Raw genomic sequence first — 15185 nt, 5'->3', positions numbered from 1 at the left:
GAGGCGGTCACCAGCCCGGAAATCTATTTCGGCTCGGACTACAAGGTCGGCGTGAATCCCTGCTCACCTGACCAGATGTATCTGTTCGCGAACGTGAAAATGCCCGGCAATCCCCATATTCCCGATGACGAGCTGCTGCCCCGGATGCGCGAATTGCTTGCTCCGCTCGCCGGCACGATCAGGACGGTGCACGACGGGCTGAGCGAAGATTCGGCCATCAACTATCGTCCGCTTGAAGCCTTGCTTGTGCCCCTGCCGTGGCACGCAGGCCGCATCGGCCTTATCGGCGATGCGGTTCACGCAACCACGCCGCACCTCGCCTCCGGGGCCGGCCTTTCGGTCGAAGACGGCCTGCTTATCGGCGAGATGCTTGCCGATGCCGAAGATGTGGAGTCCGCCCTCGCCGCATTCGGCGAACGTCGCTGGCAGCGGAGCAAGGTCGTCGTCGAAAACAGCGTCAAGATCGGCGATCTTGAACAGGCCGGCGGTAACGATGCGCGCGTCGCGCAGATCATGGGCGAAAGCATCGTCATCCTGGCGCGCCCGATCTGAACCTGTGGGATGACCGCTGAACGGGGCTTCAGCGGGACAGTCCAACTGGCTGGCCCGCTCTCCTCCCCCGCTCAGGAATGACCTCTCACTAGCTTTCGATCATTGCTTCGAGCGGCGGCGCACCATCACGTCGCCCTCCCCCCCCGTTACTGGCCGTGATCCTTCCGGAAGTTCGCATCGATCTCCGCCCGATCCATCGAAAGGTGCCCTGCAATAGACACCACGTTGTTTGTTGCACCACGGTCTGAGCCTCCTGCAGCCACGAACCTTTCGACGATCCACTGCAAGCAGCGGTCGTTATTGTTCGTAATGTTCCACTGGATGCATTCGCGAATGGAGGGAATGTCGAACGGAATCTCGCGCGTGACGACGGGATGCGACCGGACGACGATCTCGGCCATTCGCCGGTGCATCGTGGCAACCCGCGTGGTGCCGACGATCAGCCCTGGCAACGACATGAAGGTCGGCGCGACGACTTCCACGCGCCGCTGCAGCTTCTGTCTGCGAACGAACCAGTCCTCGAAGGCCGGGACCCGCGACTTGCCGAACCGTGGGGTCACATGGCCGAGGCTGAAATAGACATCCCGCGTCATTTCACCTGCCAGCGCAGGATTGCCGCGATCGCCCACCACCACGAAATCGTCCTCGAACAGCACGCGGCTGGGGTGGTCAGGAGAAATCGCGTAGTCCAGCGTCAGCAAAAGATCGATGTAGCCGCGATCGATCGCTTCGCCCGGAGCATCGTTCATCGGCTGGATTTCGAAGCGAATGCCCGGTGCAACGCGCTCGAGTTCCGCCAGGACGCCGGCCAGCAGCACTTCGGTCGAATAGTCGGACGCCATGATCCGGATCGCCCGATCCGCCGTCGCCGGATCGAACGGGGGTGCGACCGACACCGTCGTACGGATCTGCTCGAGCACGGCCCGCACCGGATCGATCAGCTGTTCGGCACGCGCTGTCAGGATCATGCTGCGGCCCTTCACGACCAGCAGTTCGTCGCCGAAATATTCGCGCAATCGCCCAAGCGCGCTGGATGTGGCTGATTGCGAGAGGCAGAGCCGCTCTGCCGCAAGGCTGACACTGCGCTCGGCCAGAAGCGCGTCGAGAGCGACGAGAAGGTTAAGGTCAAGCCTTCCGAAACGCATTGCCATCTCCGCAGCGCCTCAATCTCTCACGGGCGCGTTGGAGGTGTAGTAGCAGGGAGCGCGTCATGCCCAAAATGTGCGCGGTTGACCGTCGCCGCTGCCAGATCGGTGAGGAACGCGGCGGTCGCCGAGCCGGCTTACAGAAAGTGGTGGCCACTTTCGAACGGACCGCGATCGAGCCAGAGCCCGTCGAAGCCGTCTTTCCAGTGGCCCCCCTTGTTCTTCCGGCCGGAACCTCAGAAGTTGCCCGACAGGCGCAGACCGTAGGTTCGCGGCGCCGAGAAGTGCCCCACCGCAACGCCAAGCGGCGACGCCTGCGGCGCGAGATTGCGACGCTTGTTCTCGATGTTGCGCACGTAGCCGGTGAGCGACCATGCTCCACCCGGCTTGCGCAGGGTCAGCGAGGCATCGGTCGTCCAGTATGCAGGGATCCGTTCGAAATCGAGGTATTCGAACGCCCCCCACTGGCTGTCGCGCCAGGCCGTATCCACGTTGGCGACCAGTTCGAGCGCATCGCTTAACGGAACGACCTGTTCGGCGCCAAGATTGACCGTCCACTTCGGGCTAAACAGCAACGGATTGCCCGAGCAGTTGAAGTCCTTCACCGGCGCACCGCCGGCAACCGCACCCGTGAGGGTGAACGGACAGCCGAAGTTGTCACGCGGAGCAGCGGTGAACAGGTGCAGGTCGTCGTACTTGCTGTCGAGGTACTGGACCTTGGCGCTCAGCGTCGTCGTCGCCATCGGCTTGACCACCAGGTCGACGTCGAAGCCCTTGATCGTCGCCTTGCCCGCGTTTTCGTTCGAACTGATCAACGTGCCCGACGTGTCCACCGTGAAGTAGGTGATCTGCTGGTCGCGATACTTCCAGATGAAGCCTTCAAGGTTCAGCTGCACCCGGTTGTTGAAGAAGCGGTTCTTCGAGCCGATGGTGTAGGCGGTGATGAATTCGGGCTTGTAGGTGGTCTTGCTCTCGGTCATCTGCAGGCCGCCCGCGCGGTAGCCGGTTTCCACCGTGGCATAGAGCAGGTTGTCCGGTGTCACATCGTATTCGGCCGAAGCCTTCCACGTCACGCGCGAATAGCCTTGGGTATCCACCACCGGGTTATAGGTCTTGAGGATTGCACCCACGCCGTTGTTCAGCGGGAACACCTGATAGCCGGGCTGGTCTGTGCTGTTCGCGGCAATCCAGCCGTTGGAGACCAGCCAATTGATGGTATCGCCCGTGGTCAGGAAGTTCGGGAAATGGGGCATGTTGCCCGGCACCGCGCACCCCGCGCCGAACGATGCCGGCGGGGTCAGCAAAGCGGGGGGCAGACCGCCGCAGAAGGTGATGAAGTTGTTGATCAGGCCATCGATCGACTTCTTGTCGTGCGTATATCGCGCACCACCGATCAGTCGGAAGCTGTCGGTCACGTGGGCCGTCAGCTGGCCGAACGCGGCATAGCTTTCAGTCTTCTGCTTGTATGCCTGCAGCGGAAGGACGAATTCCTGGTTGTATTGGTTGAGCGCGTTGATCTTCTCGTTGTAGTAGAACGCGCCTAGCACGTAGTCGAACATGCCAGCGCTGCCGGCGAGACGCGCCTCGAGGCTGGCTTGCTTGGCCTTTTCATTGGTGTTGGCGATGTTGAACGCAGGACCGTAGAAGAAGCTGTGGTCTACGCTCTCGCGATAAGCCGGGATCACGGTCACCTTGCCCAGCGACGTCTTCCAGTTGAATTCCGCGTTCACGCCCCAGTACGTGCTGTCCTGGCTCTGATCGCGGTTCATCGCCGAAAGGAAGCCAAACGCCGGAGCGCCGAGGTTCTGCTGGCGAAAGGCATTCGCATTCGGGGTGTTGAAGCCCTCGCTTGCATCCAGGCCCGAAGGCACGAATGTGTAGCCCGATGCCCCGGGGATGAAGCCGCCGATGTAGGTGCCGCCGGCGCCCCGTCCGCCCAGATGGGTGTAATCGGCGCCAACGCGGATCGAAAGATCGCTCGAGGGCTCGACCAGGAACTGCGCACGAAGCGAACCGCGCTTGACGTCGTCGGTACCATCGCGGTTGTAGCCGTCACGGGTCGAATAGGCGGCGCCAAGACGCAGGGCGCTGTTTTCGCTGACGCCAAGGTTCACGTGCGCATCGGCGTCAACCGCGTCGTAGTTGCCGAACGCGACATTGAAGCCCATCGAATTCTTGCCGATTTCGGGGCGCGCCGGAATGATGTTCACCGCACCGCCCGTGGCGTTGCGTCCGTACAAGATGCCCTGCGGCCCCTTGAGCACTTCGACGCGCGACAGATCGTAAAAGGCCGCGCCAAGAAGGCCGCCGCCGCGACCCAGCACGACACCATCGTAGCTGGGCGTCACGGCAGGATCGTTGTAGCTGCTGGTGGTGATGTTGCCGACACCGCGGATGAAGATCGAAGCGACGTTGCCTCCCGGCAGCGGGATCGAAAGCGATGGCACCGCCTTGGTCATTTCGCCGGCATTGGCAATGCCGCGTTCGAGCAGATCGCTGCCCTTCACCGCGTCGATAGCTAGGCCAGCCTTCTGCAGCGATTCCTCGCGACGCTGCGCGGTGACGATGATTTCGCCGATGCCGCTGTCGGCCGTGGCAGATGCTTCAGGACCGGCAGCAGGCTGGCCCTGGGCCTGCGCCTGTGCGGCATGAGCCGACACGGATGACATGATAAGAGCGGTCGATGCCAGTAGCACGGTGCGCATGATTTTCCTCCCCAGGTAAAAAGCGCGTTTGTCTTGTTCTCGTGTCGTTAGGGTCGGCCAGCGAGAATATCCCGCCGAAAAAATAGATGACGTGATATCCACGAATCAAATTCGTGGGGGCCCACGAGCACCGCGATCATGGATCCAAATCGGCACCCTGCCACGGTGCTGGACCCGTCATCTCCACGACATGGATAACTCCAGCGGCGCGTTTCCCAGTCCACCAAGTTGACGAAGTTGACAGTGTTCTGGCGTAAAACTTCAGGCATTGTGCAGGCCATCGCGCCGACGCCGTCGCGTCATATCAAGCATCTGGTATTGATATGTTTTTCTGCCATCATCGACCGCAATCTAGGCCGCGTCGTTGATGTAGGAAAGCGCATGGTATCCTTGCATACGCAAGGTTCGTGTCAACTTGCCTGTGGCATGCTCCGAACAAGGGCGTTGGCGACAACCTGTTGTCGCCGATAACCTCTCAACAACCGCATTCCGGACCCATCATTAGCGAGGCGGATTGCCATGACTACGTTGCAAGCCCTGCTCGCGTTCGTCGCCGCAGCGTCCCTGCTGACGGTCACGCCCGGCGTCGATACCGCCATGGTCCTGCGCGCGGCGTCGGCTGCAGGGCCGCGCCCGGCAGCTTTCGCCGCGGTCGGAATCGGGCTTGGCTGCCTTGTCTGGGGTGCGGCGGTGTCGGTCGGCCTGGGCGCCTTGCTTGCAACGTCGAAAATGGCCTTCACGGCGGTGAAGTGGGCGGGCGCGGTCTACCTGTTCTATCTCGGCGCGCGGCTCGTACTGCATCCGCGTTCGACGTTCGACGTTCGACGCCGTGCTGCCCAGCTCGACAGTTAAGAACGAATCTGCCCGCTTGCTGCGGCAGGGCCTGCTGACCAACCTGATGAACCCCAAAGTCGGTGTATTCTACGTGACTTTCCTGCCGCAGTTCATTCCGCCCGGAGCGAGCGTGGCGGCCTTTTCCTTCCTGCTCGCCATGATCCATGTGCTTCTGGGTGCGATCTGGTTCGCCATCCTGATCGCAGCAACCGTGCCTGCCGGGCGGCTGCTGCGACGGCCAACGGTGATCCGGGCGCTCGACCGGGTGACCGGCGGCGTTTTCATCGCGTTCGGAGTCAGGCTGGCGCTGGCGAAATAGGCGTTGCCGGCTGCGGAAGGCCCGCAAAGCCGCGCACAAACGCACGCATCGCGTCGAGCGGCATGGCCGGATCGAGCTGGTGCTGGATGGCAACGCCCAGCTGGAAGCAGCCGAGCGCGAGCGCAGCGGTTTCGGGGTCGATGTTCGCCCTGAGCGTGCCGTCCGCCATGCCTTCCCGGATCAGGCCGACGAGCAGTTCCTTCACCTTTTCATGCTGCTCGAGGAAATAGCGTGCCTGAGGCAAGAGGTTGCCGAGCGCGCCGGCTAGAAGCACGAAATAGGCACGCGTGAGACGATCCTCTTCCAGCCGCAGCATGAACACATCGACGAAATCGAGCATCTTTTCGCGACCCGAACGCGCGGTTTCGAGGCGCTCGCGATAAATCTCCTCGAGCTGGTTGCCGAGGAATTCGATCATCGCCGCGACCAGCCCGTCCTTCGAGCCGAAGCGCAGCGTGACGAGGCCGCGGCTATAACCCGCCCGTTCGCTGATGCGGTCGAATGTAGCGCCGGTGTAGCCGTGTTCGAGCACGACCTCTGCCGCGGCGACGAGCAGGCCCTGCTCGGATTGCTGGCGGCGTTCCGCCTGGGTCTTTCGCACTTTCGTCATGGTCAGGAGGCCAAATGGCAGAAAATTTGACCGCGGACAATTTGCAACTTGCTGGACGGCCATATAGTATCTTAATTGCGACAAGCCAGAAGCCGGGAGTGGATAACCGTGACCATCAAGACCGAGATTGCCCAGACGATCGTCGATCCGCGCGCCTATGCGGACCGCGACCGGCTCGATGCCGCCTTTACCGAGTTGCGACACAATGCGCCGTTCGACATTGCCGAGCCCGAGGGCTTCGACCCGTTCTGGGTTGCGAGCCGCCATGCCGACGTGCTCGAGATCGAGCGCCGCGCCGACGTGTTCCACAACGCCGCCCGTTCGGCGACGTTGACCGACAAGGCCGGCGATGCCTTCGTCCAGTTCGTCACCGGTGGCGAGCGCAACCTGATCCGTTCGCTGGTGCAGGTGGACGGGCAGGAGCACAAGGACCTGCGTGCCCTTACCTTCCCCGCCTTCACGCCCAAGGCGCTGAAAGTGCTGGAAGAGCAGATCCGCGAGATCGCACGCGAATTCGTTGCCGACATGCTGGCCAAGGGGCCGGAAGTCGACTTCGCTTCGGAAGTCGCGTTCCTTTACCCCTTGCGCGTGGTGATGCGCGTGCTGGGCGTCCCGCAAGAGGACGAGCCGTTCATGCTCAAGCTGACGCAGGAGCTGTTCGGGCCGAACGATCCGGACATGAACCGCGAGAAGAAGGAAGTGCCGCCCGAGCAGGTGATGCAACTGATGCAGCAGACCATGCTGGACCTGGAAGGCTACTTCGGCGAGGTGACCAAGAAGTTCCGCGCCAACCCCGAAGCGTGCATCAACAGCCTGATCGCCAACGCCAAGATCGGCGACGATTACCTCACCCATCGGCAGATGATGGGTTATTACATCATCGCCGCAACCGCCGGGCACGACACTACCGCCAACACCACCGCTGCGGCGATGTGGGCACTGGCCGAGAACCCCGATGTGCTGGCCAAGTTGAAGGCAGATCCTTCGGCGATGCAGGGCTTCATCGAGGAAACGATCCGCTGGGCATCGCCGGTCAAGCACTTCATGCGCACCGCGATCGTCGATGCCGAAGTGGGCGGAAAGCCGGTGAAGGCGGGCGACTGGATCATGCTGTCCTACCACAGCGCCAATCGCGACGAGGACGTGTTCGAGGCTCCGTTCGAGTTCCGCATCGACCGGCCGATCCACAAGCACGTGGCGTTCGGATCGGGCCCGCACGTGTGCCTTGGCCAACACCTGGCGCGCATGGAAATGCGCATCCTGTGGGAAGAGCTGCTGCCGAAGATCGACACGGTGGCGCTGGCCGGCACCCCGAAGCTGACGCAATCGAGCTTCGTCAGCGGGCCGAAGTCGGTGCCGATCCGCTTCACGCTGGCCAACTGACGGGAGCGGCGCGATGTCGGATCGGCCGTTCCGTAAGTTCCGCTGCCGCTACTGCGCCTTCGTCTATGACGAAGAGCTGGGGCTGCCCGAAGATGGCATAGCGCCCGGCACGCGGTGGGAGGATATTCCCGACGACTTCTATTGCCCGCAATGCGGCGTGGGCAAGGAAGACTATGACATGGAAGAGATCTGAGGCCTGAGATCCGAGGCTGGAGGGCCGGGGCGATGCTCCGGCCCTTTTCGTCGCTCAGCCTTTCCCCAAAAGCGCGTCGTTGTGTTCGCCGATGGTGGGCGCGGGACCGGGTTCGTCCAGACCGACCGAGAAGCTGACCGGCGCGCGGGTGCGCAGGTATTCGCCTTCGGTCGGGTGCTGGCGATGCTGGAAGAAGTCCACAGCCTGGAGGTGCGGATCGTCGACGAGGTCCTCGATGTCCCGGATCGGCATGGCCGGGATCTGGTTCTCGGCGAAGATGCGGCACCATTCCTCGGTTGTCTTCGCAGGGGTGCGCCTGGCGATTTCGGCATAGAAGGCGGTCATGTTCTGCATGCGCGAAAGCGGATCGGCGAAGCGGGGCTCCTCGATCAGTTCCGGCGCGCCGAGCAGTTCCGCCAGCAGGCCGATCGACTGGTCGGTGTAGGGCACGATCGAAATCCAGCCGTCGGCGGTGGGAAACGGCTGGCGTTCGGCATCGATCTGGCGCGGGTAGCCGGCGGGATAGGGCTGCGGCACGAACGTCTTGCCGTAGAGATGTTCGAGCATCATGAAATGGCTGAACGCTTCGAACATCGGCACTTCGACGAACTGGCCGTCACCGGTGCGCAGGCGGTGGACGATCGCCGCCAGCGTCGCATAGGCGGCGTGGAGACCGGCGACCTTGTCGGCAATGAGCGAAGGGATGTAGCGGGGGCGCGGGTTGCCATTGGCGCGCGGCAGCAGGCCGACGGTTCCGGTCGCGGCCTGGATAACGTCATCGTAGGCCTGCAGATCTCGGTAAGGGCCGCCCGAACCAAAGCCGACGCAGTGGACGTAGACGATGTCGGGCTTGATCGCCTTGACTGCTTCATACCCGAAGCCGAGCCGCTCAACCGCCTTGCCGCGGACATTGTGGATGAACACGTCAGCGGTTGCGAGCAGCCGGGTGAGGCCAGCCTTGCCGTCCTCGGTCTTGAGATCGAGGACGACCGACTGTTTGCCCTTGTTGAGGTTCATGTGACACGCGCCCATCCCGCGCGTCTTGACCGGCATGCCGGCGTAGCGGAACTGATCGCCGGTCGGGCCTTCGACCTTGATCACTTCGGCGCCGAGATCAGCGAGCGTGAGCGTAGCGTAAGGGCCGAACACCACCGATGTCAGATCGACGACGCGCATACCTTCGAGCATCCTTGGACCAGTCATGCGCATCTCCCTTTTCCGCTACGTCCGCTTGGGTTAATCGAGCGGTTAAACGCCCGCCATCGCAGTGGCAAGCCCGTTCAAACGGGGCGGTTGCGTAAAACCGGGGGCAATCGACTGCAGGAAATACTTTGTCACGGCCTAGAGGAGCGCCGGAAAAGCTGGACACATTAGCTGGTCGTCATCGCAATCCCTGCGGTGGAGATTTCCGATGCTGCTTTCGACCCTCGCTCTCGCTTTCGCCGCTCCGGTCTCGCCGGCCGGCGCTGCCCTTGCCTGTAACCCCAGCGGCCCGCGCCCGCAGCACTGCGGCAGCGCACTCGCCGTGTTCGACAAGCCGGGTGCCGGCACAAAGACCGCCGAAGCCACCCCGCGCAAGTTTTGCCATCCCGATCCGAGCAAGAACCGCGGCTGCACGCGCCCCGATCCCCATGCCGAAGCGCTCGCTCTGCGCAAGGCGGCGGTGACCAAGGAAGAGGTCCGCTGATCCGGCATGGCGCAGGGGCGTGGTTGAAAGCGCCCCTGCCCACCCCTAAACACCTCTCTCGACAACCACTGCCCATCGGAGCCGCATGACCGCCCCTTCCATTGTCCTTGTCGAAGACGACGGCCCCCTGCGTACGCTGACGGCGCGGGCGCTGCGCGAACACGGCTATGCCGTGCGTACCGCCGCGACCGGGGCCGAAATGTGGGTGGCGCTCGAAGCCGAGCCCGCCGATCTGGTGGTGCTCGACATCATGCTGCCCGGCACCAGCGGGATCGAGCTGTTCCGGCGGCTACGCCGACAGAGCGACGTGCCGATCATCTTCGTTTCGGCGCGCGGCAGCGAAGAAGACCGCGTGCTGGGCCTCGAGCTTGGCGCGGACGACTACCTGCCCAAGCCGTTCAGCTCGCGCGAGCTGCTCGCCCGTATCGGCGCGGTGTTGCGCCGGACGGAAAGCACGGGCGAGGACAGCTCGGGCAGCACCGGCGGCCGGCGCGGCGGCGAAGTGCGCTTCGACGGCTGGACGCTGTCGCTGGCACGGCGCGAGCTGCATTCGCCATCGGGCGCTATGGTCGACCTGACGGGCGCCGAATTCGACCTGCTGGCCACGTTCGTGGGCCAGCCGCAGCGCGTGCTCGGCCGCGAGCGGCTGATCGAGCTTTCGCGCACGCGGCTGGGTGACAGTTCGGACCGCAGCGTGGACGTGCTGGTCAGCCGCCTGCGTCGCAAGCTCGCCTCGGCCGGGGGCAATGCCCCGATCGTGACGGTGCGGGGGGTCGGCTACATGCTGCGGGCCGAAGTCGAGCGCGACTGAGCCGCGCAAATCCGCTATAGACACGGAGTGAACCTGTTGCGACGCTTCGGTCTGCCCGAACGGCTGCTTGCGATCCTGCTGCTGGTCGCGCTCATCGACTTTGCCGCCAACACCCTGCTGTTCGACCGCGCCAGCGCCTTCGCCCTGCGCCAGGACGATGCCGCGCGCATCGCCGAAACGCTGGTCGTGGCGAGCCGCGCAATCGACCGTACGCCGGCGAAGGACCGGCCTGGCGTTGCGCAGGCGTTGAGCTCGCCGCGCTTCGTGATAGCCTGGACTCCGAACGGCAGCCGGGCCAGCGGGTCGCTCGCGCTGTCGACGCTGCGCGCGCAAGTGGTCGAGCATTCGCCCGAACTTGCGCCATCCGACCTCCAGCTCTCGCTCAAGTCGCTGCCCGGCGGCGGTAACGTCTCGGGCACGATGATCCTGCCCGACCGCACCGTGCTGCGCTTCGAGACCAGCGCCAGCGGTGCGTGGACGCTGAACCTTGGCCGGATCGCGTCGTACCTGCTGCCCACGGTGGTGCTGGCAGTGCTCGCCTGGGCGCTGTTCCACTTCACGCTGCGGCCGCTCGAACGGCTGGTCGAGGCTTCTCGCCTTGTCGGTTCGGGCCAACCCCGCCCGCTGGAGGAAGCGGGGCCCGAGGAAGTGCGCCAGCTGATCCGGGCGTTCAACCAGATGCAGCAGCGCATTCACCGCTCGCTGCAGACGCGCACGCAATCGATGCTGGCGATCGGCCATGACTTGCGCACGCCGCTTTCGCGGCTGCAGCTGCGGCTTGAGAATGCATCCCTGAGCCCGGCGACGCTGGCCGAGATGGACGGCGACATTTCCGAGATGCGCCACTTGCTGGCAAGCCTGCAAGCCTTCGTGGAAAGTGGCGGCACCAACATTCCCGCCGAACGCATCGACCTTGCGGCGATGGCAGCGACCCTGGTCGACAGCGCACAGGACGAAGGCAAGGACGCGACCTACGATGGGGAGGATCGGCTCGAGATCATGGCCCGCTCCGTGTCGATCCGCCGCGCGCTGTCCAACCTGATCGAAAACGCGATCCATTATGGCGAGCGCGCACGCGTGTCCGTCCGGCGCGAAGGACGCGATGCGGTGATCCTGATCGAGGACGACGGCCCGGGCATCCCCGACGGCCGGCTGGACGATGTGCTCCAGCCGTTCGTGCGGCTCGACAATGCGCGCCAACGCGACACGCCAGGCATGGGGCTTGGCCTGCCCATCGTGCGCCGCGCTGTGAAGCTGGAGCGCGGGTCGCTGCACTTGCTCAATCGCGAGGGCGGCGGGCTGACAGCGGTGATCCGCCTGCCCGGCGCGGTGGTCTGAAGCCTTCGGGAAACAGCCGAAACACTTCGTTACGCGGGGGCCCGAAAGCCGCAAGGTAGACCCATTAACTTTTGTTCGCAGTCGCGGCATATCGCCGCGGTCGCCTGATCCGCTACGGATAGGAGACGCGAACATGAACGAATTGATCGGCAGGGTCTTCAGCTTCGAGAAGACCGTATTTCCCGACAGCCGCGAGCTGTTCGGCAAGCTTTCCACCGAGGGCCAGAGCCCCAAGGCGCTGATGATCAGCTGCGCGGATTCGCGTATCGTGCCCGAACAGATCATGCAGGCAGAGCCGGGCGAGCTGTTTGTCTGCCGCAACGCAGGCAACATGGTCCCGTCCTATGCGACGATGAACGGCGGCGTGTCCTCCACCGTCGAATATGCCGTCGTCGCGCTGGGCGTGCGCGACATCATCGTCTGCGGCCATTCGGACTGCGGCGCGATGAAGGCGCTGGCCGCCCCGGAGGTGCCCGAAGGCATGCCCAACGTGGTCGCGTGGCTGCGCCACGGTGCAGCAGCCGAACACGTGGTGTCGACCTGTTCGCCCCACCTTTACGGAAATGATCGCGTCCGCGCCGTAAGCCTTGAAAACATCAAGGCGCAGATCGCGCATCTGCGCACGCACCCATCGGTGGCGGCGGCCATCGCGCGCGGTGAAATGGCGCTGCATGGCTGGTTCGTCGACATCAGCGCAGGCCAGGTGCTGGGCCTCGATGGCGACACCGGCCAGTTCGTGGTGATGCGCGAGGACCGCACGCTGCCGGTCGCGCTGCCGGCCGCGCCGCGCTTTGCCGTGGAACCCGCGCTGGCCGAGGCTGCCGAATGACCTCGCTATCCGCAACCGCGGACGCCCCGGCGCGTAGCGGCCTGTTCGCACACGGCGCGCGCGATTTCACCGCATCCATCGTAGTGTTCCTTGTGGCGATGCCGCTGTGCATGGGCATCGCCATCGCTTCCGGGGTTCCGCCCGAAAAGGGACTGGTGACCGGGATCATCGGCGGGATCGTTGTTGGCCTGTTCGCGGGATCGCCGCTGCAGGTGAGTGGCCCTGCCGCCGGCCTTGCCGTGATCGTGTTCGAATTCGTGCGCGACAACGGCCTGTCGGCGCTCGGTCCGGTCCTGCTGATCGCGGGTGCCATCCAGCTGGTGGCGGGCGTGGCAAAGCTGGGCGGCATGTTCCGCGCCATTTCCCCGGCGGTGGTGCACGGCATGCTTGCAGGGATCGGCGCGCTGATCGTGATCGGCCAGTTCCATATCCTGTTCGACGCGAAGCCACTGTCGAACGGCATCGAAAACCTGGCCGCGATGCCCGGACGCATCCTTGGCCTGTCGAGCGATATCCGTTCGACCGAACTGGCATTGATGCTCGGCCTGCTGACCATCGGCGTGATGATCGGTTGGGACAAGCTGAAGCCCGCCAGATTTTCGCTGGTTCCGGGTGCGCTGCTGGGCGTGCTGGCGGCTACCATGGTGGCGTGGCTGGGCGGCTTGCAGGTCGCCAAGATCGCCGTGCCGGATTCGATCGCCTCTGCCTTTGCCCTGCCCGAAGCGGGCGTGCTGGGCCTGCTGACGAGCCCATCGCTGATCGCGTCCGCCATTGCCATCGCATTCATCGCCAGCGCCGAGACGCTGCTTTCGGCAGCAGCGGTCGACCGCATGCACGATGGCCCGCGCACCGACTACAACAAGGAATTGCGCGCGCAGGGCATCGGCAACTTCCTGTGCGGCGTGTTCGGCGCTTTGCCGATGACCGGAGTGATCGTGCGATCTTCGGCCAACGTGCAGGCGGGCGCCCGCACCCGGCTTTCCACGATCCTACACGGCGCGTGGATCCTCGGCTTCGTGGCGCTGCTGCCCTGGCTGCTGCGCGAAGTGCCGATGGCGGCGCTGGGCGGCGTGCTGGTGGTGACCGGGTGGAAGCTCGTCAGCCTCAAGCATCCGACCCACCTGTTCAAGACGCACGGCGTGGTGCCGGCGCTGATCTGGGCCGCGACCTTCGTGCTGGTGGTGGCAACCGACCTGCTGACCGGTGTGCTGGTGGGCCTTGCGCTGTCGCTGCTCGAACTGCTGCCGCACGCTCGCAACCTCAAGCTCAAGGTTGCCGAGCGTGAGATGGTCGATACCCACAAGGTCGAACTGGAAGGCGCGGCGACGTTCCTGGGCCTCACCCGGATCAACGCCGTGCTGGAAGGCGTGCCGGCCGACAAGGGCGTGCACCTCGACCTCAATGGCGTGAAGGTGATGGACCACACCACGGCGGAAACGCTCGGCGAATGGCTTGCGCGCCGACGCCAGCGCGGCGCTGCGGTGCACGTCACCGGCCCCGAACCGATCCTCAGGCCGCTGGCCCATTCGGCCTGAGGGTTACCCGTCCGGTTCGTTGCGGATCGGACGGGGTGCGCCGGAAGCAAAGACCCCCGTTTTCCGGCACCCCTGGCTGGCCGGACCGGCGCCGATCCCCATCGGTTGCCGGTCCGGCATTTTTTTGCATTTGCGAACACAGCAACGTTTCGTCACGAACTAGCCAATGGAGGGCAACGCGTGGTGCGTAGCTAAGGAACAGTCCCGGGCGATGGTCTCCACATCCAGAGAGGCCGCACCAGGACCGCAGGTGGAACGGAAACCCACGTCAGGGAGGACGTTCCAAGATGAAGTTCCGCAACCTTTGCGCGCTGTCCGCGGCGCTGCTGTCGATCTCGTTCGCCGCGCCCGCAATGGCACAGGACGAAGAAGCCAAGCCGATCACCGTTTCGGGCAGCGTCGGCCTCGTTTCCGAATACCGCTTCCGCGGCGTGTCGCAGTCGGACCGCAATCTCGCCATTCAGGGCGGCCTGACCATTGCCCACGAAAGCGGCTTCTATGTCGGCACCTGGGGGTCGAACCTGGCCGGGTGGGGAACCTTCGGCGGCGCCAACATGGAGCTGGACCTGATCGCAGGTTACAAGAAGACCGTCGGCAATGCGACGATCGATGTCGGCGCGACCTGGTACATGTACCCCAAGGGCTTCGACAACACCGACTTCATCGAACCCTATATCAAGGTTTCGGGCACGACCGGCCCGGTCACGCTGACTGCCGGTGTCGCCTACGCTCCGCAACAGGAAGCGCTGGGCGCCTGGTACGCAACGGGCGCGGATGCCGCCGCCGGTGTCTATACCAACCCGGGCGACAAGAACGACAACCTCTATCTGTGGGGCGATGCCGCAGCGGGCGTGCCCAACACCGGCCTGACGCTGAAGGGCCACATTGGCTATTCGAAGGGCAACAAGGGCCTGGGGCCCTTCGCCACCTCGGTCGCGCCGACCGGCGAATACTGGGATTGGCTGATCGGTGCGGACTACGCCATTGCCGGCACCCCGCTGACCGTGGGCGTCGCTTACGTCGACACCGACATCACCAAGGAAAAGGCCGCCTACCTGCAGCCGAGCTTCTCGCGCGGGCAGGATGGCACCGGCTCGATCGCCGGCGCAGCGGTGGTGTTTTCGCTCACCGCGGCGTTCTGACGAACGACACCCTGCCGCACGTTACAAGCTTGACGCGACTGTCCCCCGGCCACCACGTGCGGCCGGGGGACTTTTTTGTCGCTTGACCTGCGCCCCTTGCCG

15 protein-coding genes are annotated in these 15185 nt (G+C 64.3%); 11 read left to right on the top strand and 4 right to left on the bottom strand.

Translation table 11 applies throughout. The features are described 5' to 3' along the window. On the top strand, positions 1-552 hold a 552-nt coding region (locus HHL27_RS07800; RefSeq protein WP_206069440.1), incomplete at its 5' end, for an FAD-dependent monooxygenase. Positions 553-698: 146 nt separating this feature from the next. Here the strand turns inward: HHL27_RS07800 and HHL27_RS07795 are convergent. Continuing rightward, complete coding sequence (locus HHL27_RS07795; RefSeq protein WP_240959466.1) at positions 699-1703, bottom strand: LysR family transcriptional regulator; 1005 nt, start codon at positions 1701-1703, stop codon at positions 699-701. A gap of 230 nt (positions 1704-1933) precedes the next feature. Continuing rightward, positions 1934-4402 carry a TonB-dependent receptor gene (locus HHL27_RS07790; RefSeq protein ID WP_169492769.1) on the bottom strand — a complete coding sequence of 823 codons (2469 nt, stop codon included), beginning with the start codon at positions 4400-4402 and terminating at the stop codon, positions 1934-1936. A 519-nt stretch (positions 4403-4921) separates the two neighbouring features. Between HHL27_RS07790 and HHL27_RS22695 the strand changes: the two genes are divergently transcribed. Next, complete coding sequence (locus HHL27_RS22695; protein ID WP_277350551.1) at positions 4922-5254, top strand: LysE family translocator; 333 nt, start codon at positions 4922-4924, stop codon at positions 5252-5254. 16 nt (positions 5255-5270) lie between these two features. After that, positions 5271-5555: a LysE family translocator gene (locus tag HHL27_RS22690; protein ID WP_277350550.1), complete on the top strand. Its 285-nt coding sequence runs from the start codon at positions 5271-5273 to the stop codon at positions 5553-5555. Here the strand turns inward: HHL27_RS22690 and HHL27_RS07780 are convergent. Beyond that, positions 5533-6165 (bottom strand): TetR/AcrR family transcriptional regulator, encoded by a 633-nt coding sequence (locus HHL27_RS07780; RefSeq protein ID WP_169492768.1) that lies wholly within the window; start codon positions 6163-6165, stop codon positions 5533-5535. The genes HHL27_RS22690 and HHL27_RS07780 overlap by 23 nt on opposite strands. Before the next feature lie 108 nt (positions 6166-6273). On the opposite strand from HHL27_RS07780, the gene HHL27_RS07775 reads away from it, so the two are divergent. Beyond that, positions 6274-7548, top strand: a complete 1275-nt coding sequence (locus tag HHL27_RS07775; RefSeq protein WP_169492767.1) for a cytochrome P450 — start codon at positions 6274-6276, stop codon at positions 7546-7548. Between the two features lie 13 nt (positions 7549-7561). Then, positions 7562-7741, top strand: coding sequence for a rubredoxin (locus tag HHL27_RS07770; protein WP_169492766.1), 180 nt, complete (start codon positions 7562-7564; stop codon positions 7739-7741). 54 nt (positions 7742-7795) lie between these two features. Here the strand turns inward: HHL27_RS07770 and HHL27_RS07765 are convergent, their stop codons facing one another. Further along, positions 7796-8944, bottom strand: a complete 1149-nt coding sequence (locus HHL27_RS07765; protein WP_169492765.1) for a CaiB/BaiF CoA transferase family protein — start codon at positions 8942-8944, stop codon at positions 7796-7798. A gap of 208 nt (positions 8945-9152) precedes the next feature. Between HHL27_RS07765 and HHL27_RS07760 the strand changes: the two genes are divergently transcribed. The 6 genes from HHL27_RS07760 to HHL27_RS07735 all read left to right on the top strand — a co-directional run bounded on the left by HHL27_RS07760 (position 9153) and on the right by HHL27_RS07735 (position 15083). Then, positions 9153-9428: a hypothetical protein gene (locus HHL27_RS07760; protein WP_169492764.1), complete on the top strand. Its 276-nt coding sequence runs from the start codon at positions 9153-9155 to the stop codon at positions 9426-9428. 85 nt (positions 9429-9513) lie between these two features. Further along, on the top strand, positions 9514-10239 hold the full coding sequence (locus HHL27_RS07755; protein WP_169492763.1) for a response regulator transcription factor: 726 nt from the start codon (positions 9514-9516) through the stop codon (positions 10237-10239). Positions 10240-10266: 27 nt separating this feature from the next. Next, complete coding sequence (locus HHL27_RS07750; protein ID WP_169492762.1) at positions 10267-11577, top strand: ATP-binding protein; 1311 nt, start codon at positions 10267-10269, stop codon at positions 11575-11577. Positions 11578-11710: 133 nt separating this feature from the next. Then, positions 11711-12406: a carbonic anhydrase gene (locus tag HHL27_RS07745; protein ID WP_169492761.1), complete on the top strand. Its 696-nt coding sequence runs from the start codon at positions 11711-11713 to the stop codon at positions 12404-12406. After that, complete coding sequence (locus tag HHL27_RS07740; RefSeq protein WP_169492760.1) at positions 12403-13941, top strand: SulP family inorganic anion transporter; 1539 nt, start codon at positions 12403-12405, stop codon at positions 13939-13941. The genes HHL27_RS07745 and HHL27_RS07740 overlap by 4 nt, the downstream gene beginning before the upstream one ends. Positions 13942-14228: 287 nt before the next feature. Further along, complete coding sequence (locus tag HHL27_RS07735; protein WP_169492759.1) at positions 14229-15083, top strand: TorF family putative porin; 855 nt, start codon at positions 14229-14231, stop codon at positions 15081-15083. Positions 15084-15185 lie beyond the last annotated feature (102 nt).

It is taken from the genome of Novosphingobium olei (assembly GCF_012927405.1).
Lineage (GTDB): Bacteria > Pseudomonadota > Alphaproteobacteria > Sphingomonadales > Sphingomonadaceae > Novosphingobium > Novosphingobium olei.
This window is presented reverse-complemented; position numbering and strand designations above follow the sequence as displayed.